This is a genomic window from Arthrobacter sp. 05L44 (assembly GCF_056397605.1).
In genome coordinates, this window is the sequence record NZ_JBFTNS010000004.1 from 126,475 (window position 1) to 152,845 (window position 26,371).

Below are 26,371 nucleotides of genomic sequence, written 5' to 3' on the forward strand. Positions count from 1 at the left end.
GTTCCTAGTGGCTGTCGGTGGCGGAGACGGTGGCCGCGGGAGCGGAGACACCTTCGGGCCGGTTACGGGCGTAGAGGTAGGTGGCGACGGCGGTGATGGCGAGGCAGGCGGCCAGGAAGGTCAGGCCGCTCTGGCTGTTGCCGGTGGAGTCCTTGAGGATGCCGACGATGTACGGGGCGACGAAGCCGCCGAGGTTGCCGAGTGAGTTCACCATGGCGAGGCCGGCTGCGGCTGCGGCACCGGTGAGGGCGGCCGACGGCATGGCCAGGAACGGGGCGATTGCCGAGTAGATGCCCATTGCCGCGAGGGTCAGGAAGACCATGGCGAGGACGGCGTTGACCGGGAGCAGGTAGCCGGCGCCGAGGAGGCCGACGGCGGCGAGGACCATGCTGACACTGGCGTGCCAGACCCGGTTTCCGGTCCGGTCGGAGCGCTTGCTCCAGAAGTAGACGAACACGGCCGCGATGGCGTAGGGGATGAAGACGATGAAGCCGACCTGGACGGTATCGAACTTGCCGAGCGCCTTGACGATGGTCGGCAGCCAGAGGCCCAGGCCGTAGATGCCGCAGACCAGGCCGAAGTACAGGGCCGAGTAGGCGAGCGTGCGGGGGTCCTTCAGGCCGGCCAGGAAGTTGTGCTTGCCGGCCTTCTGCTTGTCGGCCAGTTCTTTGTTCATGGTGGTGGTGAGCCAGTCACGCTCTTCGGGCTTGAGCCACTTGGCGTGCTCCGGGCGGTCCGTCATCACGAACGGCGTGATGATGCCGAGCGCGATCGCCGGGATGCCTTCGATGATGTACAGCCACTGCCACCCGTGCAGGCCGCCGACACCTTCGAGGCCCAGGAGCATTCCGGACACCGGCGCGCCGAGGGCGTTGGAGATCGGCTGGGCCAGGATGAAGATACCCAGGACGGTCACGCGCTGCGCGGCCGGGAACCAGAGGGTGAGGTAGAAGAGGATGGCCGGGAAGAAGCCGGCCTCCGCAGCGCCGAGGAGGAAGCGGATGATGTAAAAGGTGGTCTCGCCGTTGACCAGGAACATGGCTGTGGCGAAGATGCCCCAGCTGATGAGGATGCGGGCGATCCACTTGCGGGCGCCGTAGCGGTACATACCACCGTTGCTGGGGATTTCCAGGAGGGCGTAGCCGATGAAGAAGATGCCGGCGCCCAGGCCGTAGGCGGCCTCGGTCAGCCCGATGTCGCCCTGCATGCCGAGCTTGGCGAAGCCGACGTTGTTGCGGTCCAGGTAGGCGACGAAGTACAGCAGGACGATCAGCGGCATCAGCCGCCGGCGGACCTTGCGGAGGGTGGTCTGGCCCAGTTCACTGAGGGCCGGGGTTGCGGTCAGGGAGGTCATCGCGGGCCTCCACCGGTGATCAGGGTGCCCAGGGCAGGGACGTGCGCGCTCATAAAGACTCCTTTGGCTTGCGGCATTCCGAGGTGATTGGGATGTCAGATGTCTGATATCTGTTTGAGATTCTAGTCACACGGCCGCACGGCGTCAACAGGCGCGAGGTAATTCGGCTTGGCGGGTGCAGCTTCGACGGGACGGCGGCACGCGGGGCCCGCCGGGGCCGCGGGCGCGGGTCAGCTGGCGGCGGCGCCGCGGCTGGAGACCGCGAGGTACTGCTTGTAGTCCTCGAAGGTCTGGGTGATGTGGGCGTCCATTGCGGAGCGCGCGGCCGACGGCTCGCCGGAGGCGATGGCCGCCAGGACCACCTTGTGGTGGTGGATGGCGTGCCGCTGGACGTCGGGGAAGGCCGAGGTTTCCCGCCGCATGGCGTACAGCAGGGTGGACAGCTGGGCCAGGAGGGCCGGCACGAAGGGGTTGCCGGACGCCCGCAGGACGGTGTCGTGGAAGGCGATGTCTGCCAGGGTCAGGGCGTCGACGTCGCCGGAGTGGTGGGCGGCTTCCATCTGCTCGACGCTCTCCGTCATGGCGGCGAGGTCGGCCTGGCTGTGCCGGGCCGCCGCGAGTTCCGCGGCGCCGGTTTCCACCATGCGCCGGACTTCCAGGAGGCGCAGCGCCACCTGGTCGGAGGCCACTCCGCGGGAGGCCGCCCGCATGATCGCGTCCAGCCCGGTCCAGCGTTCGGGCGGGTTGACGAACGTGCCGAGGCCGCGCTTGACGTACACCACGTCCTGGGCCTTGAGGACTTTCATCGCTTCCCGGGCCGTCAGGCGGCTGACGCCGGATTCCTTGGCGATGTCCGCTTCCGGCGGCAGGGCGTCGTCGGGCTTGATCTGGCCGCTGAGGATGTACTCGAGGACCCTGTCCACCACGACATCCACCAGCGTCCGCCGTGTTTCCGCCATCGTGATCCCCTGCCTGCGCACCCGGGGCGCGCCTTTTGCCTTTCCTAAACCCTACTCGACCGGCGGCGGCGTTCAGTGCCGCCGCCGCCGGTTAGCGACGCAGCCGGTTAACGACGCAGCCGGTTAACGACGCAGCGCGGGGTCACGGCTCGCCCGTCCCGGGAGGGAACGGGCGGCCAGTGACCCCGCGCTGGTGCGGAGCGGTGGTGCTGGTGCCTAGAGGGCTGCGAAGACTTCGCGCAGCAGCTTGGCGGTCTCGGACGGCGTCTTGCCGACCTTGACGCCGGCAGCCTCGAGGGCTTCCTTCTTGGCCTGGGCGGTGCCTGCGGAGCCGGAGACGATGGCGCCGGCGTGGCCCATGGTCTTGCCTTCCGGGGCGGTGAAGCCAGCCACGTAGCCGACGACCGGCTTGGTGACGTGGGCCTTGATGTAATCAGCGGCACGTTCCTCGGCGTCGCCGCCGATTTCGCCGATCATCACGATCGCCTTGGTCTCGGGGTCCGCTTCGAAGGCCTCGAGGGCATCGATGTGGGTGGTGCCGATGACCGGGTCGCCGCCGATGCCGATGGCGGTGGAGAAGCCGAGGTCGCGGAGCTCGTACATCATCTGGTAGGTCAGGGTGCCCGACTTGGAGACCAGGCCGATGGGGCCCTTGCCCGTGATGTTAGCCGGGGTGATGCCGACGAGGGCCTCACCCGGGGTGATGATGCCGGGGCAGTTCGGTCCGATGATGCGGGTGACCTGCTTGCCGTTGGCGTCCACCTTGGACTGGGCCAGGGCCCAGAACTCGGCGGAATCCTGCACCGGCACACCCTCGGTGATGACGACGACCAGGCCGATGCCGGCCTCGATGGCCTCGACGACGGCGTCCTTGGTGAAGGCCGGCGGCACGAAGACGATGGAGACGTCGGCGCCGGTCTCTGCCATGGCTTCCTTGACGGTGCCGAAGACGGTGATTTCGTTATCGCCGTGCAGGACCGTGGTGCCGGCCTTGCGGGCGTTGACGCCGCCGACGATGTTGGTGCCGGCCTTAAGCATCAGGGCGGTGTGCTTGGTGCCTTCGCCGCCGGTGATGCCCTGGACGATGACCTTGGAGTCCTTGTTCAGATAAATAGACATTGTCGCGTCCCTTTACTTAGCTGCGTTGGCGAGCTCGGCGGCCTTGTCGGCGCCCTCGTCCATGGTGGCGGCCAGGGTAACCAGCGGGTGGTTGGCCTCGGCCAGGATGCGGCGGCCTTCCTCGACGTTGTTGCCGTCGAGGCGAACCACCAGCGGCTTGTTCGCGGAGTGGCCCAGCTCGGCCAGCGCGCCGACGATGCCCTTGGCGACAGCGTCACAGGCGGTGATGCCGCCGAAGACGTTGACGAAGACGGACTTGACCTGCGGGTCGCCCAGGATCACGTCGAGGCCTGCTGCCATAACCTCGGCGGACGCTCCACCGCCGATGTCCAGGAAGTTGGCGGGCTTGACGTTGCCGTGGTTCTCGCCGGCGTAGGCGACGACGTCCAGGGTGGACATGACCAGGCCTGCACCGTTGCCGATGATGCCAACTTCGCCGTCGAGCTTGACGTAGTTGAGGTCCTGCGCCTTGGCCTTGGCCTCGAGCGGGTCAGCGGCGTCCTTGTCCTCAAGGGCGGCGTGCTTGGCGTGGCGGAAGTCAGCGTTCTCGTCGAGGGAGACCTTGCCGTCGAGGGCAACGATGTCACCGGCGCCGGTCTTGACCAGCGGGTTGACCTCCACGAGGGTGGCGTCTTCCTTCTTGAAGACGTCCCACAGCTTGAGGATGACGGCGGCGACCTTGCCGCGCAGTTCCTCGGCGAACCCGGCGGCGGCGACGATTTCGTCGGCCTTGGCCTGGTCGATGCCGACGGCGGGGTCAATGGAGACCTTGGCCAGGGCTTCGGGACGCTCGACGGCGAGCTGCTCGATTTCCATGCCGCCCTCGACCGAGCACATGGCCAGGTAGTTGCGGTTGGCCCGGTCCAGAAGGACGGAGAAGTAGTATTCCTCGGCGATGTCGGCACCCTGGGCGATCATCACCTTGTTGACGGTGTGGCCCTTGATGTCCATGCCGAGGATGTTGGTGGCGTATTCATGCGCCTCGTCGGCGGTCTTGGCGACCTTAACGCCGCCAGCCTTGCCTCGGCCACCGACCTTAACCTGTGCCTTGACGACAGTTACGCCGCCGATCTTCTCGGCAGCTGCCTTTGCTTCTTCAGGGGTGTGCGCCACGATGCCGGCAAGCACGGGTACACCGTGCGCCTCGAACATATCGCGCGCCTGATATTCAAACAGGTCCACGGTTTAGTGTCCTTCTACGTCGAAGTAGTTTCTGTACAGCCGGACCCCGCGTACTCGCGGTTACCGGGCTGCGGAATAAACGCACCCTGCGACAAGCTTGGAAACGAGCCACACGGCGCAATGCTCCTCTGTCGAACTCTAGTCCTTTGAACGGACCAGCCCGACCCAGAGTACCCGTTATGTGAGTAACGACACTATTCTATTGAGCGTAGAAAAACCGCTAGATTACGGGGTTTTTGGGGCGTCCGGCGGGGCCGGGGAGGCCGTTTTCGGGGTGCTCGAGATGAGCTCGTAACGGTCGCGTGAAACGAAGAATGCGACCCCGGCGGAGACGTTTCCGCAGGCGACGCCGCCGTTGTACGCGGAGCAGCGCAGGCCGTTGCGTTCGACGTTCTTCCCGTCCGCGAGCACCGGCAGCTGGGAGATCGGCCCGTTGGGCGTGCCCTTGGGACCGTACTCGGACTCCTGTTGGGTGACGCCGGACCGGCATTCGCCGTAGACGGCTTTGTCCGGTGTCAACAGGGCGGTGCCGCCCAGGTAGCCGAGGTTGGTCCCGCCGCAGTTGTCGCGGATGTCCTTGGGGTTCGGCTTCGGGTAGACCGCCAGTTCGCAGTGCGCGGCCGGCACGGTGGCGAACTTGGTGGTCCCGTTTCCGCTGAACCCGTTTTGTTCGTACGGCAGGTTGATGTGCTCGCCCCGGGCGGAGGTGAGTGAGCAGACCACGTTGTGGTCGGCGGTGACGAAGCTCAGCGAGTCCTGGCCGGCACCCAAAGTTGCGGGGTCCGTCAGCGGGGCCTGCTTGAGCTGCTCCAGCGCGGGCAGCGGCGCGGGCGGCACGTAGTTGGGGTCCCGTTGTGTGACGGTGCACGCGGTGGCCGCCAGCAGCAGCAAGGCGGCCAGAAGCCCCAGGAATGTCCGTCGCATGGGCTCCATTATGCCCGGCACCGGTCGCCGGGCGGTGCAGGGACGACGGCGGGTGGCGGGCCGGCGTCGTCGGTGCCCGCCGCCGGTCAGGCGTCGAGCTTGGTGAGCGGCGCGTAGCGCAGCAGGAGCCGTTTCTCGCCGACGTCGAACTTCACCTTCGCGACGGTCTTGTCCCCCGCGCCTTCAACGGCCAGTACCGTGCCGTTGCCGAAGCTGGTGTGATTGACCTTGTCGCCTACACTGACGGCGACGATCTCCTTCTGCGGCTGTACCCGGTTCTTCGCGATCGCGGCGGGGACGTCGGCGTTGAACCCTGCCGAGGCGTCCGCCCCGGTGCCGCGCGCAGTGCCGGCGCCCCAGAAGGACCCGCCGTAGCGGCTGGAGCCGATCGAGCCTCCCCCGCTCCCCCAGCTGCTGGCCTGGCGGGTGGATCCCTCGCGTTTCCATTCGACCAGTTCGGCCGGGATTTCCTCGATGAACTGGCTGGCGGGGTTGTACTGGCTTTGCCCCCACATGCTGCGGACCTCGGACCGGGTCAGGTACAGGCGTTTGCGCGCACGGGTCAGGCCGACATACGCCAGGCGGCGCTCCTCCGCCAGTTCCTTGGGGTCCGTGGCCGAGCGCTGGTGCGGGAACAGCCCATGCTCCATGCCGGTCAGGAACACCACCGGGAATTCGAGCCCCTTGGCGGTGTGCAGGGTCATCAGCGTAACGACGCCAAGGCGCTTGGCTTCGGCCACCGCGGCGTCGATGTCGGCGCCGGGGGCGTCCGGGATCTGGTCCGCGTCGGCCACCAGGGAGACCTGCTCCAGGAAGGCCCCAAGGGAGCCTTCGGGGTTGTCACGCTCGTATTCGCGGACGACGGCGACCAGTTCGGCCAGGTTTTCCACCCGGGATTCGTCCTGCGGGTCGGTGCTCGAACGCAGCGTGGCGAGGTAGCCGGTTTGTTCGAGGACAGCCTCCAAAGCGGCGGCGGCACCGGAGCCGGCGGCCACTTCGGCGAGGTCGTCGAGGAGCTTGACGAAGCCCAGGACGGCGTTTACGGAGCGGGTGGCCATACCGGGCGCCTCGTCGGCGCGGCGGGCGGCGGCCATAAAGGAGGTCCGGTCGCGCTGCGCGAGCGAGGCGATGGCTCCCTCGGCGCGGTCGCCGATGCCGCGCTTGGGTTCGTTGAGGATACGGCGCAGATTTACGTCGTCGTCCGGGTTGACCAGCACGCGCAGGTACGCCAGGGCGTCCTTGATTTCCTTGCGCTCGTAGAAGCGGGTGCCGCCGACCACCTTGTAGGGCAGGCCGACGCGCACCAGGACGTCCTCGATGGACCGGGACTGGGCGTTGGTGCGGTAGAAGATCGCGACGTCGCCCGGGCGGAGGTTGCCTTCGTCCTGGAGCCGGTCGATTTCCTTCGCGATGAACTGCGCCTCGTCGTGCTCGTTCTCCCCGACGTAGCCGACGATCTTCTCGCCGTCGCCCTCCGCCGTCCAAAGCCGCTTTTCCGGCCGGTTGGGGTTCCGGGAAATCACCGAGTTGGCGGCGCTGAGGATGGTCTGGGTGGAACGGTAGTTCTGTTCGAGCTTGATGGTCCGGGCGTCCGGGTAGTCCTTCTCGAACTCGACGATGTTGCGGATGTCCGCGCCGCGGAAGGCGTAGATGGACTGGTCCGAATCGCCCACGACGGTGAGTTCCGCGGCACCGGGGCCCTCGCCGACGATCTCGCGCACCAGGGCGTACTGGGCGTGGTTGGTGTCCTGGTATTCGTCCACCAGCACATGCCGGAAGCGCCGCCGGTAGGAATCGGCCAGCGCGGGGAAGGCCCGGAACATGTAGACGGTCTCGGCGATCAGGTCATCGAAGTCCATGGCGTTGGCCTGGCGCAGGCGCTGGGTGTAACCCTTGAAGACCTCGGCGACGGCCTGTTCGAACGGGTCGTTGTAGTTGGCGCTGGAGGCGTAGCTGTCCGCGTCGATGAGCTCGTTTTTGAGGGCCGAGATCTTGTGCTGAATGGCCTTGGGCGCGAAGCGCTTCGGGTCCAGGTCCAGGTTCTTGGCCACCAGCGTGATCAGGCGGAGCGAATCGGCGGAGTCGTAGATGGAAAAGTTGGAGTTGAGGCCGACGTTGGCCGCCTCGCGCCGCAGGATCCGGACGCAGGAGGAGTGGAATGTGGAGATCCACATGGTCTTGGCCCGGGCCCCGACCAGCAGCTCGATCCGCTCGCGCATCTCGGCAGCGGCCTTGTTGGTGAACGTGATGGCCAGGATCTCGCCGTGGTGCGCGCGCCGGGTGGCGATCAGGTAGGCGATGCGGTTGCTGAGCACCCGGGTCTTGCCGGAGCCTGCACCCGCAACGATCAGCAGGGCGCCGCCGGAGTGCTTGACGGCTTCTTCCTGCTGCGGGTTGAGTCCCTGCAGCAGTTCGTCAGCGTTGGGGAGCTTAGGGCGGTCCCAGTCCTCGCCGTGGGCGGGGTGGTGGGCGGGGTGGTGGCCGGGGCTGGGCTGGGTGGCTTGGTGTCCCTGGCCGCCGGGGGTGCCCGGGGCGCCGGGGGTGAACTGGGTACCGGGGTTACCCTGGCTGCCGTAGCCGGGTGCCGGCCGCAGGTCCGGCAGGCCCGTGCCTGCACCAGGATTCGCGGACGCCTTGGCAGGTGACGCCGCGTTCGAGGCAGCTCGGAGGGGTCCGTCGGCGTAGGGGTCAAACAACATATCCATGGTGTTAACAAGTCTAGGCGGTGGCACTGACGCCGCGATCCGCCCGCACCCCGCCCCGCCGGACATGCCCATCCCTGGTGCGGACCGTTGGACATATTGTGAATATGTCCACGCTTAGGGCTGAACAATGGGCATGCCCATCCGCCAGGGACTGCTGGGACGGGCATGTCCATCCGCCGGTGATGAGGACGAGCATGCCCATCCCTCAGCGGCAGGTACGAGCATGTCCATCGGTCCCGGGCTGCAGGAAGAGCATGCCCATCCGTCCCGGGCGGCTGGAACGAGCATGCCCATCCGTACTGGCCAAGGATGAGCATGCCCCGCCGGCGGCCACGCCGTCGGGGGAGGTTACGTGACCGAGCCCGACTCGAGGGCCGCCCGGAGCTGCCGGACCGCCGTCGTGCCGCCGGCCACGAACCATTCGAGGCCGTTGACGCGGACGACGTCGGTGGTCCCGCCAGCGGCGACCACAATGGCCTTGCCCGGCAGCCAGTCCCACTCCGGGGAGCTGTGCTGGAACCAGCAGTCCAGCTCGCCGTCGGCTACCCGGCCGAGGTCGCACGAGCCCGAACCGAACATACGAAGTGACGCCGCCGAGGTCGCCGCCGCGTGCCAGGGCATGGCGCACATCGGATCGGCCAGCCAGGTCGGGTGGATATACGTGGCGGCGCCCAGTTCGGCCAGCGGGGACTCGGCACGTCCCCGTCCACCGGCGTCGAGGGGCCGGAAGCTCGTCAGCGGTTCGCCGTTGAGGGTGGCGGCGTGGGTGGTGCCGCCGAGCCACAGTTTGTCCGCTTCCGGCTGGAAAATGGCACCGAGCAGGGGGCCGGACGGGTCCTTGAGGGCGATGGCGGAGCACCAGTAGCTGGAGCCGTGCAGGAAATTGTAGGTGCCGTCGACGGGGTCGATCACCCAGGTCCGGCCGCTGCTGCCCTGCACGGAGGCGCCTTCTTCGCCGAGGATCCCGTCGTCTGGCCGGCAGCGCTGCAGCTGCTCGAGGACATAGGCCTCGGCGGCGTGGTCGGCGGCCGTTACGACGTCGGAAACGGAAGTCTTCCGCTGGCCCTCCAGCCCCGCCTGCCGCATCAGGAGCGCCAGGTTGCCGGCCTCCCGTACCAGGGCTTCGGCGAGCTGGTAGTCGTCCAGCTCGGGGTTGAGTTCCGCGGTGCTGTGCCGGCCGAGCCGGTGCCTGACATGGTCGCTGCTGCCTGATTCGCTCACGCGTTCAGCCTATCGGGCGCCCGGAGATCCTGAACAGGCGGACCCGCTGGGCCCGGGGATGCCGGGCCGACGGGCCGCCCGGTTCCGGGGATGGTCGATAATGGAGCCATGGCCAAGACACCCGCGCAGCGGATCAAGAAGCACGGCGCCAACGCGGCCGTTCCCCAGCACCACCTCCCGGCGGTGATCAATCCCAGCACCACCCGGAGCCCGCAAAAGGCCCAGAGCAACGGCAACCTGATCCTGATCGCCGGCGTCGTCGCGAGCCTGTTCCTGTTCTGGTACCTCCACCTGCTGACCCTGAACCAGCTCACCCAGCTCAGCGGCGGGCTGCCGATGCCCGATTCCCAGTTCGGCGGCTTCGACCAGCGCTTCGCGGAGCAGCTGCGGTCCGCGATGGACGCCGACGCGCGCGGGCAACTCAACTACGTGCACAAAACCGCCGGAACACTGTTCCCGCTGATCTTCGGGTTCACGTGGCTGCTGCTCATCGGCACCAACGTGGCCCGCAAACCGCTGCGCTGGGCGCTGTGGGCGCTTCCCCTGCTGTTCGCCGTGGTCCGGCTGCTGGGCAATACCGCCATCGACGCCATGATGTCCGGCGGAACGGTCGACGGCGGCCAGGTGGCCCTCGCGTCGGGCCTCACGGTGGCCGGCTGGATCCTGCTTGTCCTGAGCCTGGCCGCGGGCGGCGTGGCCGTGTACCTGGGACGCCGGAAGCGCCCGGCGCCTGCCGGGGCTCCGGGGTCGGCGCCGGTCTAACGGGACGCGGAGTCGAGCGGGTCGGGTCCGCAGCGTCTGGGTCCCGTCCCGATGAACATGCCCATCCTTAACTAGGACCGATGGACATGGCCACCCCTAGCTAGTACCGGAGTGCATATCCCATGTATGTCCATTGCTCAGCACCCGCATTGGACATACCCAGACGTGGGCGAGGTCGGTTCCGCGGCGTCTCGGCCGTCCCGATGGACATGCCCATCCTTGGCTAAGACCAGAGGACATATCCAGAGGGACCCCGGTCGGCCCGGCAGCGTCTCGGCCGTCCCGATGGACATGCCCATCCTTAGCTAAGACCAGAGGGCATATTCCATATATGTCCATTACTCAGCACCAGCAATGGACATGTCCAGAAGGCGGTGGCGGCAACGGACATGCCCATCCGTGGGTGGAATCAAGCGAGTGGGGTCAGCCGCGCCCGAAGCCCGTGACCCGCAGCAGCCATTTCCAGAACGAGTCACGGCCCAATTCGTCCCTCAGGAAGTCCCGGGCCTGCTTGGCGCGGTGTGGGGCTCCGGCGCTTTCAAAATGCGCGGCAGCCTCGACCAAAGAGTCCCGGGCGGCCATTTCGTCACCTAATGCGAGATACGAGCGTCCTAGGAGAAAGCACGCGTCAGCGAAAAGTTGGGGCGTAAGGCTCCTTGAAGTAGCACGGATTTCTTCCAGGAGCGCCACAGCAGACTCTGCATCCCCGGCAAGAAAACTCCAGTGGGCGCGATTGCGCTTGAGCAGCAGCAGATCATTTTCACTTCCACCAATAATATCGGTGGCCAACTCTGCGCGCTCAATACAGCGCAATGTGTCAGAGTCGGCAACGTTCGCCGCAAGGCGCATGGCGGCAGAGGCCTTGTTGAATTTGGCCCAAACGTCGAGGTTTTTTGTAGGCGAGAAAGTCGTTGCCGCTAGCTCGTGATAGTGCAAACCCTCCTGGATCCTGTCGCACAGGAAGGCAACGTTCCCGATAACCCAGAAGGCTTTACCAGCAAGCTGATCATCAACATCTTCGGAAATCACATTCGCGAGAACCTTGCTCTCGCTCCAAGCGTCTGACAACTTCCCGCCGTCTGCCAGTGCAGCGATGAGTGCCTGCCTCGCCTTGATGTTGATTTCGACATCCGACTCCCCCGTCGTGAGGTCGGCGGCAGCACGTGCGGAGTCCGCGGCCTGCTCAAGCGAGCCCGCGCCCTGACGGGCCTTGGCCAGCAAAATGTGGGCACGAGCTTGATCGTGGGGGTTCGGTGGGTCTCCTGCATCCTCAATGAGGGACGTTGCCAGGGTCGCGCACTCATCAAAGCTTTGTGCGTCCAAGAGGTTTTCGGCGCGGAGAAAGGTCATGTTCCACCACGACCCAAAGTTTCCGTCCCGCAGTGCTATTTCGGCAGCCCGCTCAGCGCTGCCGGCCGCTTCGGCGAAGGCATGGTGGCTACGGAACTCGTGTGCTTGAAGCTCCGCAGCTGCGTAAAGCGGTGAAACTGAGTGCATGAACCAATTATCGGGGCCTTTGCCGCCGATTAGGTACTCGCCGCGCAAGGTTCTACGACCGGAATGTCGTTGCGAAGCCGGAAAATAACACCGACCCCGGCAGATGTGATGAATCGTTATCTGACGGCGTGTCGATTGACCCTATACTAATCCTGCATCACACGAGTCACATCAGCCTCTCACGCAACAGGAGCATTACATGAAGAAGACCCTCGCAACACTCCTCGTCGCCGGCGCCCTCGCAGCAGCAGGCCTCTCGGCCTCGGCTGCTGTCTCGGCTACGGGCGGCAATTCCGGTCAGACTGTCGTGGCAGTGGACTACTGGCCGAACTCCACCCCCAAGAACTAACGGAGTCACCAACCGCAAAGGGCGGGAAGCGGAATTACTTCCGGCTCCCGCCCTTTGTCGTGTCGACGGCGGTGTGTCATTGGCAGGCGGGCAAGCCGCCGTCGTTAGCCACGCCGCAGATGAGCGGCTACTGCGAAACTGTCCGGCCTTCGAGGACGAGCGCTTCGATGGCCTCGGCGGGCGCCGGGCGGCCGAAGTAGTAGCCCTGGCCGCTGCCGCAACCCAGCCGCACCAGTTCCTCGGCCTGTTCGGCGGTCTCGATCCCCTCCGCCACTGCCTTGAGGCCACAGGCGTGGATCAAATGCAGGACAGCCTCAACGAAGCCGCCCTGCTCCTCGTCAGATCCCAGCCCGTCAATCAGGCTCTTGTCGATCTTGACCACGTTCACGGGCAGCCGGCGCAGGTAGCTGATGGAGGAGTATCCGGTGCCAAAGTCGTCGATTTCGAGCTGGACACCCAGCTGGCGGAGCCCGCTCAGGGAGTACTTGTCGACGTCGCCGCCGGTCACCGCCATGGATTCGGTCAGCTCGATGATGAGGTTTGCGGCGTCGACGCCGGTTTCGCTGAGGATGTCCTGGACGTGTTCGATGAGTTCCAGGTTCTGCAGTTCCGTGGTGGAGATGTTCACCCGCACGGAGAATTCGCTGTCCAGCGGCAGCCGGTCCTGCCAGTCGCGGAGCTGCCGTACCGCGTTGCGCAGCACCCAGTGGCCCAGCTCCACGATCATCCCGGTCTCCTCGGCAAGGGGGATGAACTGGTCCGGCATCAGCAGCCCGCGCTCGGGGTGGTTCCAGCGGACCAGGGCCTCGACGCCCTCAATCCGGCCCGTGGGGAGCTCGACGACCGGCTGGAAGTGCAGGGTGAGCTGGTCATGCAGGATCGCCTCCCGCATTTCCGTCACCATAAGGCTCTGCAGCCGGCGGGCGTACAGGAGGGCCGGTTCGAAGACCTTGATAGCGCTGTGCGGCTGGGCCTTGGCCGCGTACATGGCCGTGTCGGCTTCCATCACGAGCTCGTCGGCCGACTGCCCGGGTTCGGCCACCCGCACACCAATACTGGTGCCACAGGTGATACGGAGGTCGCCGATGTCCAGGCTTTCGCTGAGCGCCTTCAGGATCCGGTTCGCGACCCGCCGGGCCCGGACGAGGTTCGATTTGGGCAGCATCACGGCGAATTCGTCGCCGCCGAGCCGGGCCACGGTGTCCGTGACCCGGACGGCCTCCTGCAGCCGGCGGGCGATGACGCGCAGAACGTCGTCCCCCGCACTGTGGCCGAGGGTGTCGTTAATTCCCTTGAACGAGTCGAGGTCGAGGATCAGCAGCGCCGGCGGCATCTCGCCGCGCAGCGTTTCGGCGAGCGCGTGGCTGAGCACGGAGTTCAGTGCGGTCCGGTTCGCCAGCTGGGTGAGCGGATCGGTCAGCGCCATCCGTTCGAGCTCCACCTGGGCCTCGCGCAGCATGGCGGTGCGGCTTTCGACCCGTTCCTCCAGCTCCTGGTAAATGGTCTGCAGGTCATCGGCCATCAGGTTGATGCCCGCAATGACGGCGGCGACGTCGTCGCGCGCGCCCGAATGCGGGATCCTGGTGCTTAGGTCGCCGCTCGCGATCCGGACAATGCCTTCCACCAACGTGTGGAGCCGGGGGTCTGGTACATCACTTTTCACTCGTATACGGCCTTAACCACTCGAGGGCTTCTGACCGCGAAAGGAAGAACTCGGCCGGGATTGTTTCGGTTCGTGACCGCAGCAGGTAGTGGGCGATCACGCGGTCCACGGGGCTCTCCCCCACGAGAGCGAAGGCGGACGGGGCGATGGACCCCGCGTACACTTCGCGGGCTTCCGCACTGACGCTGCCGACGCCGGAGATCACCAGCAGGACGGGAACGCGCTGGCCGGCGGCGAGCGCACGCACGGTGGCTCCGGCCACTTCAGCTTCGGGGCCCTCGATCCGCCGGTTCGGCGGCAGCGCGATTTCAACGACGCCGCCGGGGAGTTCACGCACGGAGATGATCCGTTCGGCGGGCGAGGAGTCCACGGACGCCGCAGGCATATTCACGTGGACTTGGCGGCCCGGTGCCGCCGGGGCTTCGACCGTCATGAGAGGTGGTCCCGTCGGACTGCGGCGCGGAAGGGGGTGCACTGGGGGTCGCCGAAGGCAGTCGCTGCCAGAGACGGCGCAACTAGCTGACTAGACATCTGCCCCCATAGATCACAAAGCCGGCAATCCAGCGTGCAGGCAACGCGTACCCTGCGCGAAGCGCCGGAGCGTTCCGGCGAATGCCCCCATGATAATGCAAGCCGCAGACAATATGAGACATAAGACACCCGGGCGACACGGAGCCGCCGCTTACCGGGCGAAGTATTCGCGAACGCTCGATAACGAGCTTGAGCCGCTGTACCCCAGGTCGCCGGGGCCGGCGTGGACGGCGTCGTCGGGCGAGAAGATACTTACTCCGAACGTGCCGCCCTCCACATCTTTGATGCTGTCCAGCAGGGCCGGCATTGCCTGGTCCAGCGTCCGGGTGAGCGTCGCCTTGTCAGCGCTGGCGCCCACGAGCTTCACGGTGATGAACTTGCCCGACGTGTTGACGTTGGCGTCCGCCTGGACGGCGGTCACACCCGGGACGGACATCCCGGCTTTCTGGAGGGCGGACTCCAGCTGGTCGGTTTTCGAGGGCCCACCGAGTCCGCATGCTGACAGAAATGCTGCGAGTAGGCCCACGGTTAGCGCTCCTGCGAGAATCCGGATTTGGTTTTTCATGGTCGACTTCCACTATGGGCCGGCACCGGCCGGTCCGCGTTACTGCTTGCGCGAAATACTCGAGACGGTAGAACTGGCCTGACCGGGGTCCGAGGTCAGGAACTTCTGGGTTGACTCCTTTTGAGCGTAGTCGGCAATCGGGCCGTGGTCCTCGAGGTTGCCCGTGGACTTCACGTACTCGCCGCCGTCGTGATAACCGATTCCGGCAGCCCCGGGATCAACAGCAGGGTTGGGCAGCGTCACCTTGACCACGCTGTTGTCCTGACTTGCGGAGACTGACCCGTCCGGTCCCAGCGTGAAGTCTCCAAGGTCGAGCTTGGGGACCGGGTCGCCCTGGTGCTGCAGCGCAAGGACATCAATCCGGGACGGGATCGGGGTCGAATCGATGGGCGACCCGAACGTGACGAGGTTGGTCACGTTGAACCGGTTGGTAAAGGAAGGGTCCGAGGCCAGGGTCGCGGCAATCATGCCGCCCTGCGAGTGCCCGGACAGCATAACGGGCGAGCCGGCCGGGATACCCGCCTTCTCCATGGCCAGGCGGACCGCCTCGGCCGCCGTGGACATGTTGCCGCCGGCGAGCTGCAGGTTTCCGGTGAGGTCCGTGGCGTTGGCGGCACCGTCCGGATACCAGCGTGTGGTTCCCGGGATGCTGATGACGTACGCATCCGGCTCTCCGGGTTTGTGGACCGACGTGATGCGCACCGCGGCGTCCGGGGTCCCTGGCTTGCCCTCGTCGGCATAGGCGGCGTTGGTGGTGGCCAGGATGGCGCTTATGGTTGCGGGCACCGGGGTATTGGGCCTCCCGTCCTTGTCCACTTCGGCGGGGTCACCCACCGGTACCGGGACAGGGTCACCGGCAACCGGGCGTCCGTCATCAAGCAGGTGCGGGTTGTACGTGCCCAGGCTCAGGGCGGTTGCAGCCAGCGACAGGGCACCGGCCCGGAGCAGCACCCCGTTGGACACCACCTCGGTGAGCGACGGCGGTTCCCCGGTGGTGAGCCACCGCCAACCCATATCGCCGGTGTGGCCGACCTGCTCCACCAGGTTGGCCTGTGCATCCATGAAGTTCCGGACCGGGATGGGCGCCCCGTCCTGGAGCCAGTTCCAGGTGAATTCCGTCGCTGTACCCACCGTGCTGATGAATTTGCCGGTCTGGCTCCAGAGGTCCCCCGCTTCCCCGGCAAGGTCACTGCCCAACCGGTCCAGCCCCAGCCGCTGCCACAGGGACTCTCCCCCGGGCCTGCGCGCAATCCCGGCTTCCACCCCCGCGGCCCCGCCGCCGTGTTCGCTGGCGTAGACCTGCTCTTCGACGTCGCGCTTGACCGTGTTCGACGCGGCCTTCAGGGCGTTGCCGGCACCGATCAGCCGTTGCCTGTGCCCTTTCCAGTCTTCCCGGAACCGGGCACCGTCGCGGCCCTCCCACACCGCGCCAGTGATGGCCGGGGTCAGCTCGGCGCTCATCGCCAGCAGGCGCTCGCCGGCCCGTGACAGTTCTTCGCTGAGCCGGCGCCCGGACTCAACATCCATCCCATACATGCTCATGGTCAGGCCACCTTGCCCGCAGCACCGGCAAGGAACTCCCGGGCCCCAAGCAGCCGCCAGGACAGTTCCCGGGCGATATCCCCGGGGGCCGCGTCCACCAGCACCAGGGACCCGCCGCCGTCGCCGCTGGTACGGACTGAGTAGAGGTTGTCCGCCAGGGACCAGACATCCGAGGCAAGGTAGGCGGCCGCCTGCCCGGGCGGCGCTGCCACCACGTCCAGGTACACGGTGCAGCGCGGTGCCAGGACGGCGGCGGTGATGTCCGGGTCCACCCCGGCGTCGCCGGGGTCCTGCAGCTCGCGGGCGCCGACGACGTCGCGGCCGCCCTCCCGACTTGGGGTGCTGCCCGCGCTTGGGGTGCCGGCCAGGAGTTCGGCATGGTCGGGAAGGATCCGTCGCACGGCGGCCCAGGCGTGCTGTTCCTCGAATAGGGCAACCTCCACGACGTCGTGTACCCCGGGGACATCCGTCCCGGCGGCTGTGGTGCGGACCCGCCGCCGGTAGGAGACGGCTATGCCGCGGCCGCCCGCCAGTGCAAGGTCTGTGTGCGCCGACTCGTCGGCGGTCCGGGCCACGGCGCTGACGCGGATGGGGGCGGTGGCGGAGATCGCGACGGCCAGCAGCCACTGAGCGCGGATGGCGCCGTCCGGGCCGACGAAGCCCGCCCCGCGGAGTTCAGCGTCGAGGCGGCTCGTGTCCGCAGGATCCAGGAGGCGCATTGCGACGGCGCCCGGCGACTGCTGGTAGGCGTCGAAATCCACCTCCGGTTCTGCAGCCAGCACCTGCATGGCCCGGTCGACGGCGGCCGCCCACGCCAGGCCGCTGATCTCGAAGATGTTCAGCGCCGGGTCTCCGGTACGTTGCACCACAATTCCCCCCAATAGCTCAGATTCCTTGGTTCAGCCTACGGGCGGGGCGGGATCCGCGGTATGGGGAGCTCTCCCCTGTGCCCGCTGCCGCCTCCTTGTCACGACGTCCTGCCGGACACGCTGCGCAACAACCAGCCCCAGTGCCGCCATGCCGATCGTGATGGGGTAACCCATCAGCCGTTCCAGGGTCCCGGGCTCCGGCACGTGCATGCCCGTCACCCCGCCGGCCACCAGCGCGGCCAGCGAAACGGCTCCGCAGGCAAGGATGAACCAGCCCAGCGGCGTCTGCCTCCGCCACATCCAGCCGACCAGGAGCAGCGCCAGGCCGCCGGCGGCGAAATACATCAGCGCACCCGCCTGGTGCCAGCCGGAACCGGCGTCTTCCGGCACCAGCCCCACGATGACCGTGCCGGCCCCCGCGGTGAGGCTCAGCGCCCGGGCAGCAAAGGCCGCATACGACGTCGGCCGCCCACCGGCCACCGCCTGCCGGCCCTGCACCCGGGCGACACCCCGGAGCACCGCGGCGCTCCCAATCACGGCGGAGCTGAGCAGCAGCGCCCCGACCATCATGCCGATCCCCTGCACCACGAACGAGGCATTCATCAGCAGGTGCGCCGGCGAACAAACGTCGCGGCCGTCGAATCCGCCACAGCCCAGCGCGCCGAGGTCGCTGATGTAACCCGTGCGGCGGCTGTACGGCGACCGCCCGGCCCACGCCCCGATCACCGCCGCCTCGGCGACGAAGTACTGCAGCACGCTGAGCTTGGCGAGCGCACCAACATAGAACCGCGTGACGGCCACGTCCGGTAGGTAAAGAAGCTCGGGAGACCCGTTGCGGGCGGAGACTGACATGCCAAGAGCGTAGTACGGGCCCTCACCTTGTATGCTGGTAACCGTGTCCGGACGGGCCGGCGAACAGCCACCCACCCCGCACGCCCGCCCTCGTAGCTCAGTGGATAGAGCACGGCTCTCCTAAAGCCGGTGTCGTTGGTTCGATTCCAATCGAGGGCACTTGAACTCCCAGTTGCCGTTCGACCTGCGCGCCTACCTGCTCGGCGGCTGGACTGCGGAACGCACCATGGTGGACCGGGCCACAGACAGCCACGGAACCTTTACCGGCGTCGTCCGCTTCACAGCAACCGACGACGGCGGCCTGCGCTTCCGCGAAGAAGGCACCGTGCAGTGGAACCCGGCAGGCGCCCACCCCTTTACCGGACCCGCCAGCCGAGAGTACCTGCTCCGGCCCTCGGCCACCCCGGAGACGATGGACATGTTCTTCCCCGACGGCCGGCCCTTCCACCGCATGGGTTTCGGCGGAGCGGATAACCAGGACCGGCATTGGTGCGATCCGGACACCTACCGGGTCCGGTACACCAGGACCGGGACCGACGGGTTCAGCTACCGGTGGGAAGTCACTGGGCCGGCCAAAGACCTTGTGCTGGAGACCGTGCTGCGCCGGGTGCCGGCCGCCGGCAAGCCCGCGGCCGGCGCACCCTCGGCAACAACCAGGCTTGGGAGCCAACAATGAACCCCCGCATTGTCGTATCGGCCGTCTGCGTCTTTGACGACGCCGGGCGCCTCCTCACCGTCCGCAAACGCGGCACCGACAAGTTCATGCACCCGGGCGGCAAACCCGAAGCCGGCGAATCCGCGGCACAGGCGGCCGCCCGGGAACTCGAGGAGGAAGTGGGCATCGTCGTTGCCGCGGAGGACCTCGAACCCTTCGGGAGCTGGCTGGCCGAGGCCGCCAACGAGGCCGCCACGCAGATCGAGGCCACGGTGTTCACCGCGCCGACGTTGATGAACCCCGCAGGCGGCTGGACGGCCCGGCCCTCAGCCGAGATTGCGGAGATCCGCTGGCTGGAGCTCGACGGCGTCCTGCCCGATGACCTCGCACCGCTGCTGACCGACCACGTCCTCCCGGCCCTGGCGGCTCAAGCGGGCCGCCGGACGGTAAGGGCAGCCGGCCGGACTGCAACGGGCCGGGGCTAGAGCTCCGGCAGCGCCTCCGCGGCCACCGCGGTAGCCTCGGCGAACTGGGTCCGGTACAGCTCCGCGTAGCGGCCCTCGGCGGCGAGCAGCTCGGTGTGCGTCCCGCGTTCCACGATCGAACCGCCCTCGACCACCAGGATGGCGTCGGCGGCGCGGATCGTGGAGAGCCGGTGCGCGATAACGACGGCGGTGCGTCCTTCCAGTGCCGCGCCGAGCGCGGCCTGGACCGCTGCCTCGTTGGTGGAGTCCAGCGCCGCCGTGGCCTCGTCCAGGATGACCACCCGCGGCTGGGCGATCAGCAGCCGGGCGATGGTCAGCCGCTGGCGTTCACCGCCGGAGAGCCGGTAGCCGCGCTCCCCCACGACGGTGTCCAGCCCGTCCGGCAGCGACCGGATCATGTCCTCGAGCCGGGCCTGGCGCAGTACGTCCCACATCAGGTCCTCGCTGGCGCCCGGACGGGCCAGCCGCAGGTTGGAGGCGATGCTTTCGTGGAACAGGTGGCCGTCCTGGGTCACCATGCCCAAGGTCTCGCGCATCGAATCGAAGGTCAGGTCGCGGACGTCCACCCCGGCCCCGTCGCCCATTCCGCCGAAGCGCACGGCACCGGAATCGACGTCGTACAGCCGCGAGAGCAGCTGGGCGATGGTCGACTTCCCGGCCCCGGATGACCCCACAAGTGCCACGGTCTGGCCGGGTTCCACCCGGAAGCTGATGCCGTGCAGCACCTCTTCGCCGCCACGGGTGTCCAGCGTGGAGACGTCCTCGAGGGAGGCCAGCGAGACCTTGTCGGCCGAGGGGTAGGCGAACCGGACGTTGTCGAACTCCACGGACAGGGGTCCGCGTGGGGATTCCACGGCGTCCGGCTTCTGCTGGATCAGGGGCTTAAGGTCCAGGATCTCGAAGACCCGCTCGAAGCTGACCAGCGCGCTCATAATCTCCACGCGGGCGCTGGAGAGCGCCGTAAGTGGGGCGTAGAGGCGGGTCAGCAGCAGTGCCAGCACGACGACGTCGCCAGCGGCCAGCTGCCCGCCCAAGGCAAGCCAGCCACCCAAGCCGTACACCAGGGCCAGGGCCAGGGCCGAGACCAGGGTCAGGGCTGTGACGAAGGTGAACTGCAGCATGGCGGTGCGGACACCGATGTCCCGCACGCGTCCGGCACGCAGTGCGAACTCACGGGACTCCTCGTCCGGGCGGCCGAACAGCTTCACCAGGGTGGCGCCCGGGGCGGAGAACCGCTCGGTCATCTGGGTGCCCATGGTGGCGTTGTGCTCGGCGGCCTCGCGGCGCAGCTCGGCCAGCCGGGAGCCCATCCGGCGGGCCGGAATAAGGAAGATCGGCAGCAGAATCATGGCCAGGACGGTCACCAGCCAGGACTTGTTAAGCATGACCACCAGGGTCAAGGCCAAGGCCACCACGTTGCTGACCACGCCGGAAAGGGTCCCGGCGAACGCGGACTGCGCCCCGATCACGTCGTTGTTCAGCCGGCTGACCAGGGCACCGGTACGGGTGCGGGTGAAGAAAGCGATGGGCATCTTCTGCACGTGGTCGAAGACCCTGGTGCGCAGGTCCAGGATGACGCCCTCGCCGATCGTGGAGGAAAGCCAGCGGGTCACGAGTCCGAGGCCCGCCTCGGCCACAGCCACGATCGCAATCAGGACGGCGAGCCAGATCACCGTTCCGGCGTCCGTGCGGGCAATGATCGCATCCACCACCTGGCCGGCGAGCACCGGCGTCGCCACCGCGAGGACAGCCATCACGATCGAGAGCAGCACAAAGGCGATCAGCCGCCTGCGGTGCGGCTTCGCGAAGCCGAAGACGCGTTTGACGAGCGCCTTGGAAAACCGCTTGGAGCCGTCGGAGGCGCGGGTGATGTTGTAGAGGGAGCTCCAGGCAACCCGGTCCATACTCATGTGTTGGTGCCTTTCGGGGCGCTCGCGCCCTGCAGTTCGGTAACGACGCCGTCCACCACGTTCCAGCGGACGTCCAGGCGCACGTTTTCCAGCAGCCTGCGGTCGTGGGTGACGAGGAGCAGGGCCCCGTCGTAGCTATCCAGGGCCTCCTCAAGCTGTTCGATCGCCGGCAGGTCCAGGTGGTTGGTCGGTTCGTCGAGGACCAGCAGGTTCACCCCGCGGGCCTGGAGCAGCGCCAGCGCGGCCCGCGTGCGCTCACCGGGTGAGAGTGAGTCGACGGTCCGGGAGGTGTGGTCCGCCTTGAGCCCGAATTTGGCCAGCAGGGTGCGTACCTCCGCCGGGGACTGCTCGGTCAGTACGGCTTCGACGGCGTCTGCGAGTTTCAGGTGTCCCGCCAGCAGGCCGCGGGCCTGGTCGATTTCCCCGACCGCCACGGAAGCTCCCATCGCAGCGTTCCCGGCATCGGGCTGCTGCACACCGAGGAGCAGCCGCAGCAGGGTGGACTTGCCCGCACCGTTTGGTCCGGTGATCCCGATCCGTTCACCGGCGTTGAGCTGCAGGTTCACCGGTCCGAGGGTGAAGTCGCCCTGGTGCACCACGGCCTCGCGCAGGGTGGCCACCACGGCGCTGGAGCGCGGTGCGGTACCGATGCTGAACTGCAGCTGCCATTCCTTGCGCGGTTCCTCGACTTCCTCGAGCCGGGCAATACGGGATTCCATCTGCCGGACCTTCTGGCCCTGCTTCTCCGAGGACTCGGTATTGGCGGCGCGGCGGATCTTGTCGTTGTCCGGGCTCTTCTTCATGGCGTTGCGGACGCCCTGGGAGCTCCATTCGCGCTGGGTCCGGGCCCGGGAGACGAGGTCGGCCTTGGTGGCGGCGAACTCGTCGTAGCGTTCCCGGGCGTGCCGGCGGGCGACGGCGCGCTCCTCCAGGTACGCCTCGTAGCCGCCGTCGTACACGGCGACGGCGTTCTGGGCGAGATCCAGTTCCACGATGGAGGTCACGCAGCGGGCCAGGAACTCCCGGTCGTGCGAGACCAGCACCACACCCCCGCGCAGTCCCTGGACGAAGGCTTCCAGCTTGGCCAGCCCGTTGAGGTCAAGGTCGTTGGTGGGTTCGTCGAGCAGCACGATGTCGAAGCGGCTCAGCAGCAGGGCCGCGAGCGCTACCCTGGCAGCCTGGCCGCCGGAGAGCCCGGTCATAGCGGCGTCGGGCCCCACCTCGAGGCCCAGGTCCGCCAGCACCGGGGGAATCCGCTCTTCAAGGTCCGCGGCACCGGACGCCATCCAGCGGTCGAACGCCACCGAGTAGGCGTCCTCGGAACCGGGCGCACCGGTGCCCAGGGCCTCGGCCGTGGATTCCATCTCCGCGGTGGCCTGGCCGCACCCGGTCCGCCGTGCGATGTAGCCGCCAACGGTTTCACCGTCGATCCGTTCGTGTTCCTGCGGGAGCCAGCCAACAAAGGCGTCCGCCGGGGCGAGGCTCACCGCACCGTCCTGGGGCTGATCGACGCCGGCCAGCAGGCGCAGCAGCGTGGACTTGCCGGCACCGTTGGCACCCACGACGCCGACGACGTCGCCGGGCGCAACTGTAAGGGAGAGTTTCGAGAAGAGGGTGCGGTGGTCGTGACCACCGGAAAGGTCCTTGGCAACAAGGGTTGCAGTCATTGATCCATTCTCTCACCGGGGGCCGCCGCGGGCGGCCAGAGGGCACCTGCCCAGAGCGAAATCCGGGGGTAAAACCCGCACCCGTGCCGCCGGGCATAGAAGAACCCGCTGGTCCGGACTTGGGGGGTGTACGGACCAGCGGGTTCGAGCATCTAGCATAGTTGAATCGGCGGCGCCGGTAAAATCGAGCCGGGCCACAGACTCCCCGCTGGTCAAAAAACCGGCGGGCTTGGCCCATGACCAGCCAAGGAAGCCCACGAATGATTGCTGCTATCCAGTGGACCACCTTGCTGGCGTGCGTCCTCGCGGCACTGCTCCGGGCCCCGGCGGCCCTCCGCAGTGAGAACCGCTCACTGTTCGGCATCTTCGTGCTTTGCGGCTTCGCCATGCTGCTGAGCATCGGCGCCACCTACACGGTCATTGATGAGTGGCTCGGTTCGACCAACTACGCCAATCTGCTGCTGCGCTTCGTGATCTACGGGACGGTCCTGCTGGCCGGTTACAAGATCGCGCGGGGCTTCGGCCATCAGGGCAGTGTCCGGCTGCTCCTCGGCCCGGTGGGCCTAACGGTGTTGGCGGCCGTTGCCCTCGCCACCGTGGTTCCGTTCTTCCTTGCCAACACGTCCGGGACATCGCCGGGGCTGGCCACCCTTGCCGACCAAAGCCCGCGCAACCAGGAGCTGATCGGGCTCTACACCGCGGCCGGGCGGCTCTACCCTGCTTTTGTGGCCGGGTGCATTGTGCCGGCCACGGTGGTGATCCTGCGATCCCGGCTCCCCCGGCTGGTCCGCGGCGGCGCGGCCGTGCTGACGGCCGGAGCCGCAGCCACGATCCTGCTGGTTCCCGGTGATCTGCTGCCCCGGCCGCTGGCCTTCATCCAGTACTACCTCAGTTCCGCGGCGGTCCTGGGGCTGGTCCTCGGGCTCGCCCTGATCTGGCTGGGCAAGGTGAGGGCGCGTCGCGTTGCCCGGAACGCGGCGGACCGCGCCCGGGTGCGGCATCAGGAAAACATCGGGGCAGAAGAATTATGATGTTGGGAAGGTGGGAGCACCGCCCTCCCCCGGCGGCGGCCCGTCCGGCACTACGTCCTTCAACGCCCACATCTCAGCGACCCCGCAGGAAGGCCTAGATGCCAGTCCCCGCCAAGGCGTTTCAACTCTGGCTCCATCGTGCTGCCCCGACAACCAGCACGGCCGAGATCTCCAGGATCTCCGGGGTCAAGCGCACCACCCTGGCGCAACAACTGGTGCGCGGGAAAGTGGCCGAAACCACCGTTGTGAGCATCAGCCGCGCCCTGGGGATGAATCCGGCGGAGGTGCTGGCCACCTTCGAGAACTATGCGGAGCTGAAACAGCTGGGCCAGCGGCCCACCGGACCGGAACTGGTCAGCCAGGTCGCCACGATGGACCTGCTGCGGGCTGTTATCTCCCGTACCGCCACGGAGTCAGGGCAGCAGCCCGGGGACCGGCACCCTCTGAGCCCCGTCCCGCACGCCACGTCGGTGCGGAACTGGGTGGACGCGATCGACGACGGCGAACTCCGCCACCGGGTCTCGGCCGCCACCGGCATCGCACCCCAGAACTATTCGGCCCAGCTCACGGCCAACCGGCTGTCCCCGGAGCTGGCGGTCGCGACCTCTCGCGCCGCAGGCGTGGGATTCGCCGGCGGCCTTGTCGCGACCGGGCTGATCACCGAGGCCGAGGCCGGCTGGCCGGCCGACGCCCGGCAATCCGCCCTGGATGCCCTCACCGACGGCGAACTGGTCGCCCTCGCCGGTGAGCGCCTCCAGACGCTCGGCAAGGCCCTGCGCCGCCAGGAACTGGAGCAGGCCCAGACCGAAAAGATCTGGGAGAACCTCGGATGATCCAGATACTGCAGTGGTCGGCCTTGGCCCTCAGCGGAGCCGTGGCAATGGCCCGCATCCCCGACGCCCTCCGAGGGCACAACCGCTCCATCTTCGGGGTCTTCTTCCTTTCTGCGCTGGCCATCCTCCTGAGCATCGACGCCCCGTACCTTGCCATCGATTCCTGGCTGGGCGGCGCTAACTACGCCAACCTCCTCCTGCGGTTCCTGGTTTACGGCGCGGTGGCGCTGGCGGGCTACCGCACCGCCAAGGCCTTCGACGATGCGGACGCGGCCCGCCGGGTCGCGGGACCTGCGGGACTGGCAATCCTCGCCTCCATCGCCGTGGCCACCGCCGTGTCGTTCCTGCTCGCGGACACCCAGGGATCGGCCACGGGCCTGACGGGCCTGCCCCTGCGGAGCCCCGCCAACGCCATCCTGATCAACTTGTATGCCACAGCCGGAAGGGTCTACCCGGCGTTTGTGGCAGCCTGCCTGCTGCCGGCGACAATTCGAGCCGTCCGCGGCCGGTTCCCCGCGGCCGTCCGGGCCGGGGCCGTGCTGCTCTCGGTGGGATTTGCGGGCCTGATCGTTGCCGCGGTGTACGCGTTCGTCCCGTCCGACCCGGCCAGGCTCCAGGCGGTCTTCAACTTTACGGCGGTGCTGTGCCTCAGCCTTGGGCTGGCAGTCATTTGGATCGCCGGCCTGGTGGCCCGACGACGGCGGCGCGGGAGCGCGGCGGTCCCAGTCCCCGGCCCGCAGAAGTGGTCCGCGACGGCACGGCGGTAAGTTCGATATGGAGGGGTGAAGGAGTTCGGCGGGCCGCGGCGGCAGCCGAGGCTGGAAGGAGGTGGACATGCTTGAGTGGGGCACGCTGATGATATGCGGCGTCGTGACGTTGTTGCGGCTGCCCGATGCCCTGCACAAGCGGAACCGGACCGTGTTCGGCATCATGTTCCTCGCCACCCTGTGCAGCTTCCTGAGCGTCCCCGGCCCCTACACCGCCATCGACGGGGCGCTGGGCGGCCGGAACCTGACCAACCTGATCCTGCGGTTCATCGTCTTCGGCATGGTGTTCCTGGTGGGGCTGAGGCTCGCCAAGGGACTGGGCGCCGCCCGTGCGCGGCGGCTTATTACCGGGCCTGTGGGCCGCTGGACGCTGGCAGTGGCCTGCCTGGCGGTGGCGGTGACGTTCCTGCTGATGGACACGCGCGGCTCCTCGGTGGGACTGCAGAACCTGACGGACAACGGCCGGAACGCCGTCCTGGCCCCGATCTATGCCGCAGCCGGCCGCAGCTACCCGGCGCTCGTTTCCCTGGTCCTGCTGCCCCCGCTGCTCGCAACCGTGAGGTCGGCCCTGCCCCGGCTGGTGCGGGCAGGGGCTGCCCTCACCTTCGTTGGAGCCGCCGCCGCCATTGCCAGCATCCCGGCGTCCTTTGCCCCGGGCTCCTGGGATGCGGCCCGGCTCACGGTCAACTATGCGGCAGTGCTGGGGTACGTTTTGGGCCTGCTGGTCTTCTGGTTTTCCGGGCAAGTGTCGCGTCCGCCACATAACGCTCCCGCAACGTTCCGTAAAAAGTAGCCCAAGGCGTTCACAAAATCATTAGAGCGTGAGAGAATCATAAATGTGTGAAAGCGCCAGCCGGCTCCGTGAATGGGGATTCAGTCTTACTGAGCCTGGCAAAACGTCCAAGCGCCATTGGGGGGATGAGTGGTAG

24 protein-coding genes and 1 tRNA gene are annotated in these 26,371 nt (G+C 67.5%); 9 read left to right on the forward strand and 16 right to left on the reverse strand.

Annotated features, from left to right (window positions below; all coding sequences use genetic code 11):
* Positions 1–4 precede the first annotated feature (4 nt).
* The 7 genes from AC1DHY_RS10855 to AC1DHY_RS10885 all read right to left on the reverse strand — a co-directional run bounded on the left by AC1DHY_RS10855 (position 5) and on the right by AC1DHY_RS10885 (position 9,464).
* Positions 5–1,354, reverse strand: coding sequence for an MFS transporter (locus AC1DHY_RS10855; RefSeq protein WP_476903603.1), 1,350 nt, complete (start codon positions 1,352–1,354; stop codon positions 5–7).
* A gap of 230 nt (positions 1,355–1,584) precedes the next feature.
* Positions 1,585–2,313 (reverse strand): FadR/GntR family transcriptional regulator, encoded by a 729-nt coding sequence (locus AC1DHY_RS10860; RefSeq protein WP_476879664.1) that lies wholly within the window; start codon positions 2,311–2,313, stop codon positions 1,585–1,587.
* A 216-nt stretch (positions 2,314–2,529) separates the two neighbouring features.
* Entirely contained in the window at positions 2,530–3,432 is a 903-nt protein-coding gene (gene sucD, locus AC1DHY_RS10865; RefSeq protein WP_146335623.1) for a succinate--CoA ligase subunit alpha, read from the reverse strand.
* Positions 3,433–3,444: 12 nt separating this feature from the next.
* A complete protein-coding gene (gene sucC, locus AC1DHY_RS10870; RefSeq protein WP_476879593.1) occupies positions 3,445–4,614 on the reverse strand; it encodes an ADP-forming succinate--CoA ligase subunit beta in 1,170 nt (389 codons plus the stop codon).
* A gap of 225 nt (positions 4,615–4,839) precedes the next feature.
* The gene (locus AC1DHY_RS10875) at positions 4,840–5,547 is read right to left on the reverse strand and encodes a hypothetical protein (protein ID WP_476879592.1); all 708 of its coding nucleotides are present in this window, start codon (positions 5,545–5,547) and stop codon (positions 4,840–4,842) included.
* Between the two features lie 77 nt (positions 5,548–5,624).
* Complete coding sequence (gene pcrA / locus AC1DHY_RS10880) at positions 5,625–8,243, reverse strand: DNA helicase PcrA (RefSeq protein WP_476903604.1); 2,619 nt, start codon at positions 8,241–8,243, stop codon at positions 5,625–5,627.
* Positions 8,244–8,591: 348 nt separating this feature from the next.
* A complete protein-coding gene (locus AC1DHY_RS10885) occupies positions 8,592–9,464 on the reverse strand; it encodes an inositol monophosphatase family protein (protein ID WP_476879590.1) in 873 nt (290 codons plus the stop codon).
* A 108-nt stretch (positions 9,465–9,572) separates the two neighbouring features.
* Here AC1DHY_RS10885 and AC1DHY_RS10890 point away from each other — a divergent pair, with 108 nt between their 5' ends.
* Positions 9,573–10,226 carry a hypothetical protein gene (locus tag AC1DHY_RS10890; RefSeq protein WP_476903605.1) on the forward strand — a complete coding sequence of 218 codons (654 nt, stop codon included), beginning with the start codon at positions 9,573–9,575 and terminating at the stop codon, positions 10,224–10,226.
* A gap of 423 nt (positions 10,227–10,649) precedes the next feature.
* On the opposite strand, the gene AC1DHY_RS10895 is transcribed toward AC1DHY_RS10890, so the two are convergent.
* Positions 10,650–11,723 (reverse strand): hypothetical protein, encoded by a 1,074-nt coding sequence (locus AC1DHY_RS10895; protein ID WP_476903606.1) that lies wholly within the window; start codon positions 11,721–11,723, stop codon positions 10,650–10,652.
* A 199-nt stretch (positions 11,724–11,922) separates the two neighbouring features.
* Between AC1DHY_RS10895 and AC1DHY_RS10900 the strand changes: the two genes are divergently transcribed.
* Positions 11,923–12,072 (forward strand): hypothetical protein, encoded by a 150-nt coding sequence (locus AC1DHY_RS10900; protein ID WP_476879587.1) that lies wholly within the window; start codon positions 11,923–11,925, stop codon positions 12,070–12,072.
* Positions 12,073–12,199: 127 nt separating this feature from the next.
* Here AC1DHY_RS10900 and AC1DHY_RS10905 read toward each other — a convergent pair whose 3' ends face one another.
* The 6 genes from AC1DHY_RS10905 to AC1DHY_RS10930 all read right to left on the reverse strand — a co-directional run bounded on the left by AC1DHY_RS10905 (position 12,200) and on the right by AC1DHY_RS10930 (position 18,094).
* On the reverse strand, positions 12,200–13,735 hold the full coding sequence (locus tag AC1DHY_RS10905) for a putative bifunctional diguanylate cyclase/phosphodiesterase (RefSeq protein ID WP_476903607.1): 1,536 nt from the start codon (positions 13,733–13,735) through the stop codon (positions 12,200–12,202).
* Positions 13,725–14,168, reverse strand: coding sequence for a DUF7793 family protein (locus AC1DHY_RS10910; protein WP_476903608.1), 444 nt, complete (start codon positions 14,166–14,168; stop codon positions 13,725–13,727). The genes AC1DHY_RS10905 and AC1DHY_RS10910 overlap by 11 nt, the downstream gene beginning before the upstream one ends.
* 249 nt (positions 14,169–14,417) lie before the next feature.
* Positions 14,418–14,831, reverse strand: coding sequence for a hypothetical protein (locus tag AC1DHY_RS10915; protein WP_476880196.1), 414 nt, complete (start codon positions 14,829–14,831; stop codon positions 14,418–14,420).
* 39 nt (positions 14,832–14,870) lie between these two features.
* On the reverse strand, positions 14,871–16,373 hold the full coding sequence (locus AC1DHY_RS10920; RefSeq protein WP_476880195.1) for a PGAP1-like alpha/beta domain-containing protein: 1,503 nt from the start codon (positions 16,371–16,373) through the stop codon (positions 14,871–14,873).
* Between the two features lie 2 nt (positions 16,374–16,375).
* A complete protein-coding gene (locus AC1DHY_RS10925; RefSeq protein WP_476880194.1) occupies positions 16,376–17,242 on the reverse strand; it encodes a hypothetical protein in 867 nt (288 codons plus the stop codon).
* Positions 17,243–17,272: 30 nt separating this feature from the next.
* Positions 17,273–18,094 carry a DUF998 domain-containing protein gene (locus tag AC1DHY_RS10930; protein WP_476880193.1) on the reverse strand — a complete coding sequence of 274 codons (822 nt, stop codon included), beginning with the start codon at positions 18,092–18,094 and terminating at the stop codon, positions 17,273–17,275.
* A gap of 86 nt (positions 18,095–18,180) precedes the next feature.
* Here AC1DHY_RS10930 and AC1DHY_RS10935 point away from each other — a divergent pair.
* The 3 genes from AC1DHY_RS10935 (at position 18,181) to AC1DHY_RS10945 (ending at position 19,234) form a co-directional block, all read left to right on the forward strand.
* Positions 18,181–18,253 (forward strand) — tRNA-Arg (locus AC1DHY_RS10935).
* A 1-nt stretch (position 18,254) separates the two neighbouring features.
* Positions 18,255–18,770 (forward strand): DUF6314 family protein, encoded by a 516-nt coding sequence (locus tag AC1DHY_RS10940; protein ID WP_476880192.1) that lies wholly within the window; start codon positions 18,255–18,257, stop codon positions 18,768–18,770.
* Entirely contained in the window at positions 18,767–19,234 is a 468-nt protein-coding gene (locus tag AC1DHY_RS10945) for an NUDIX hydrolase (protein ID WP_476880191.1), read from the forward strand. Before AC1DHY_RS10940 ends, AC1DHY_RS10945 begins: the two co-directional genes overlap by 4 nt.
* On the opposite strand, the gene AC1DHY_RS10950 is transcribed toward AC1DHY_RS10945, so the two are convergent.
* Both AC1DHY_RS10950 and AC1DHY_RS10955 read right to left on the reverse strand, forming a co-directional pair.
* Complete coding sequence (locus AC1DHY_RS10950) at positions 19,231–21,144, reverse strand: ABC transporter ATP-binding protein (RefSeq protein WP_476903609.1); 1,914 nt, start codon at positions 21,142–21,144, stop codon at positions 19,231–19,233. The two genes, AC1DHY_RS10945 and AC1DHY_RS10950, sit on opposite strands and share 4 nt — an antisense overlap.
* The gene (locus tag AC1DHY_RS10955) at positions 21,141–22,811 is read right to left on the reverse strand and encodes an ABC-F family ATP-binding cassette domain-containing protein (RefSeq protein ID WP_476880386.1); all 1,671 of its coding nucleotides are present in this window, start codon (positions 22,809–22,811) and stop codon (positions 21,141–21,143) included. Before AC1DHY_RS10955 ends, AC1DHY_RS10950 begins: the two co-directional genes overlap by 4 nt.
* A gap of 260 nt (positions 22,812–23,071) precedes the next feature.
* Here AC1DHY_RS10955 and AC1DHY_RS10960 point away from each other — a divergent pair, with 260 nt between their 5' ends.
* The 4 genes from AC1DHY_RS10960 to AC1DHY_RS10975 all read left to right on the forward strand — a co-directional run bounded on the left by AC1DHY_RS10960 (position 23,072) and on the right by AC1DHY_RS10975 (position 26,235).
* Positions 23,072–23,842 carry a hypothetical protein gene (locus AC1DHY_RS10960; RefSeq protein ID WP_476880385.1) on the forward strand — a complete coding sequence of 257 codons (771 nt, stop codon included), beginning with the start codon at positions 23,072–23,074 and terminating at the stop codon, positions 23,840–23,842.
* A gap of 98 nt (positions 23,843–23,940) precedes the next feature.
* Positions 23,941–24,675 carry a hypothetical protein gene (locus AC1DHY_RS10965; protein WP_476903610.1) on the forward strand — a complete coding sequence of 245 codons (735 nt, stop codon included), beginning with the start codon at positions 23,941–23,943 and terminating at the stop codon, positions 24,673–24,675.
* Positions 24,672–25,442 carry a hypothetical protein gene (locus tag AC1DHY_RS10970; protein ID WP_476880652.1) on the forward strand — a complete coding sequence of 257 codons (771 nt, stop codon included), beginning with the start codon at positions 24,672–24,674 and terminating at the stop codon, positions 25,440–25,442. Before AC1DHY_RS10965 ends, AC1DHY_RS10970 begins: the two co-directional genes overlap by 4 nt.
* Positions 25,443–25,509: 67 nt before the next feature.
* Complete coding sequence (locus AC1DHY_RS10975) at positions 25,510–26,235, forward strand: hypothetical protein (protein WP_476880653.1); 726 nt, start codon at positions 25,510–25,512, stop codon at positions 26,233–26,235.
* Positions 26,236–26,371 lie beyond the last annotated feature (136 nt).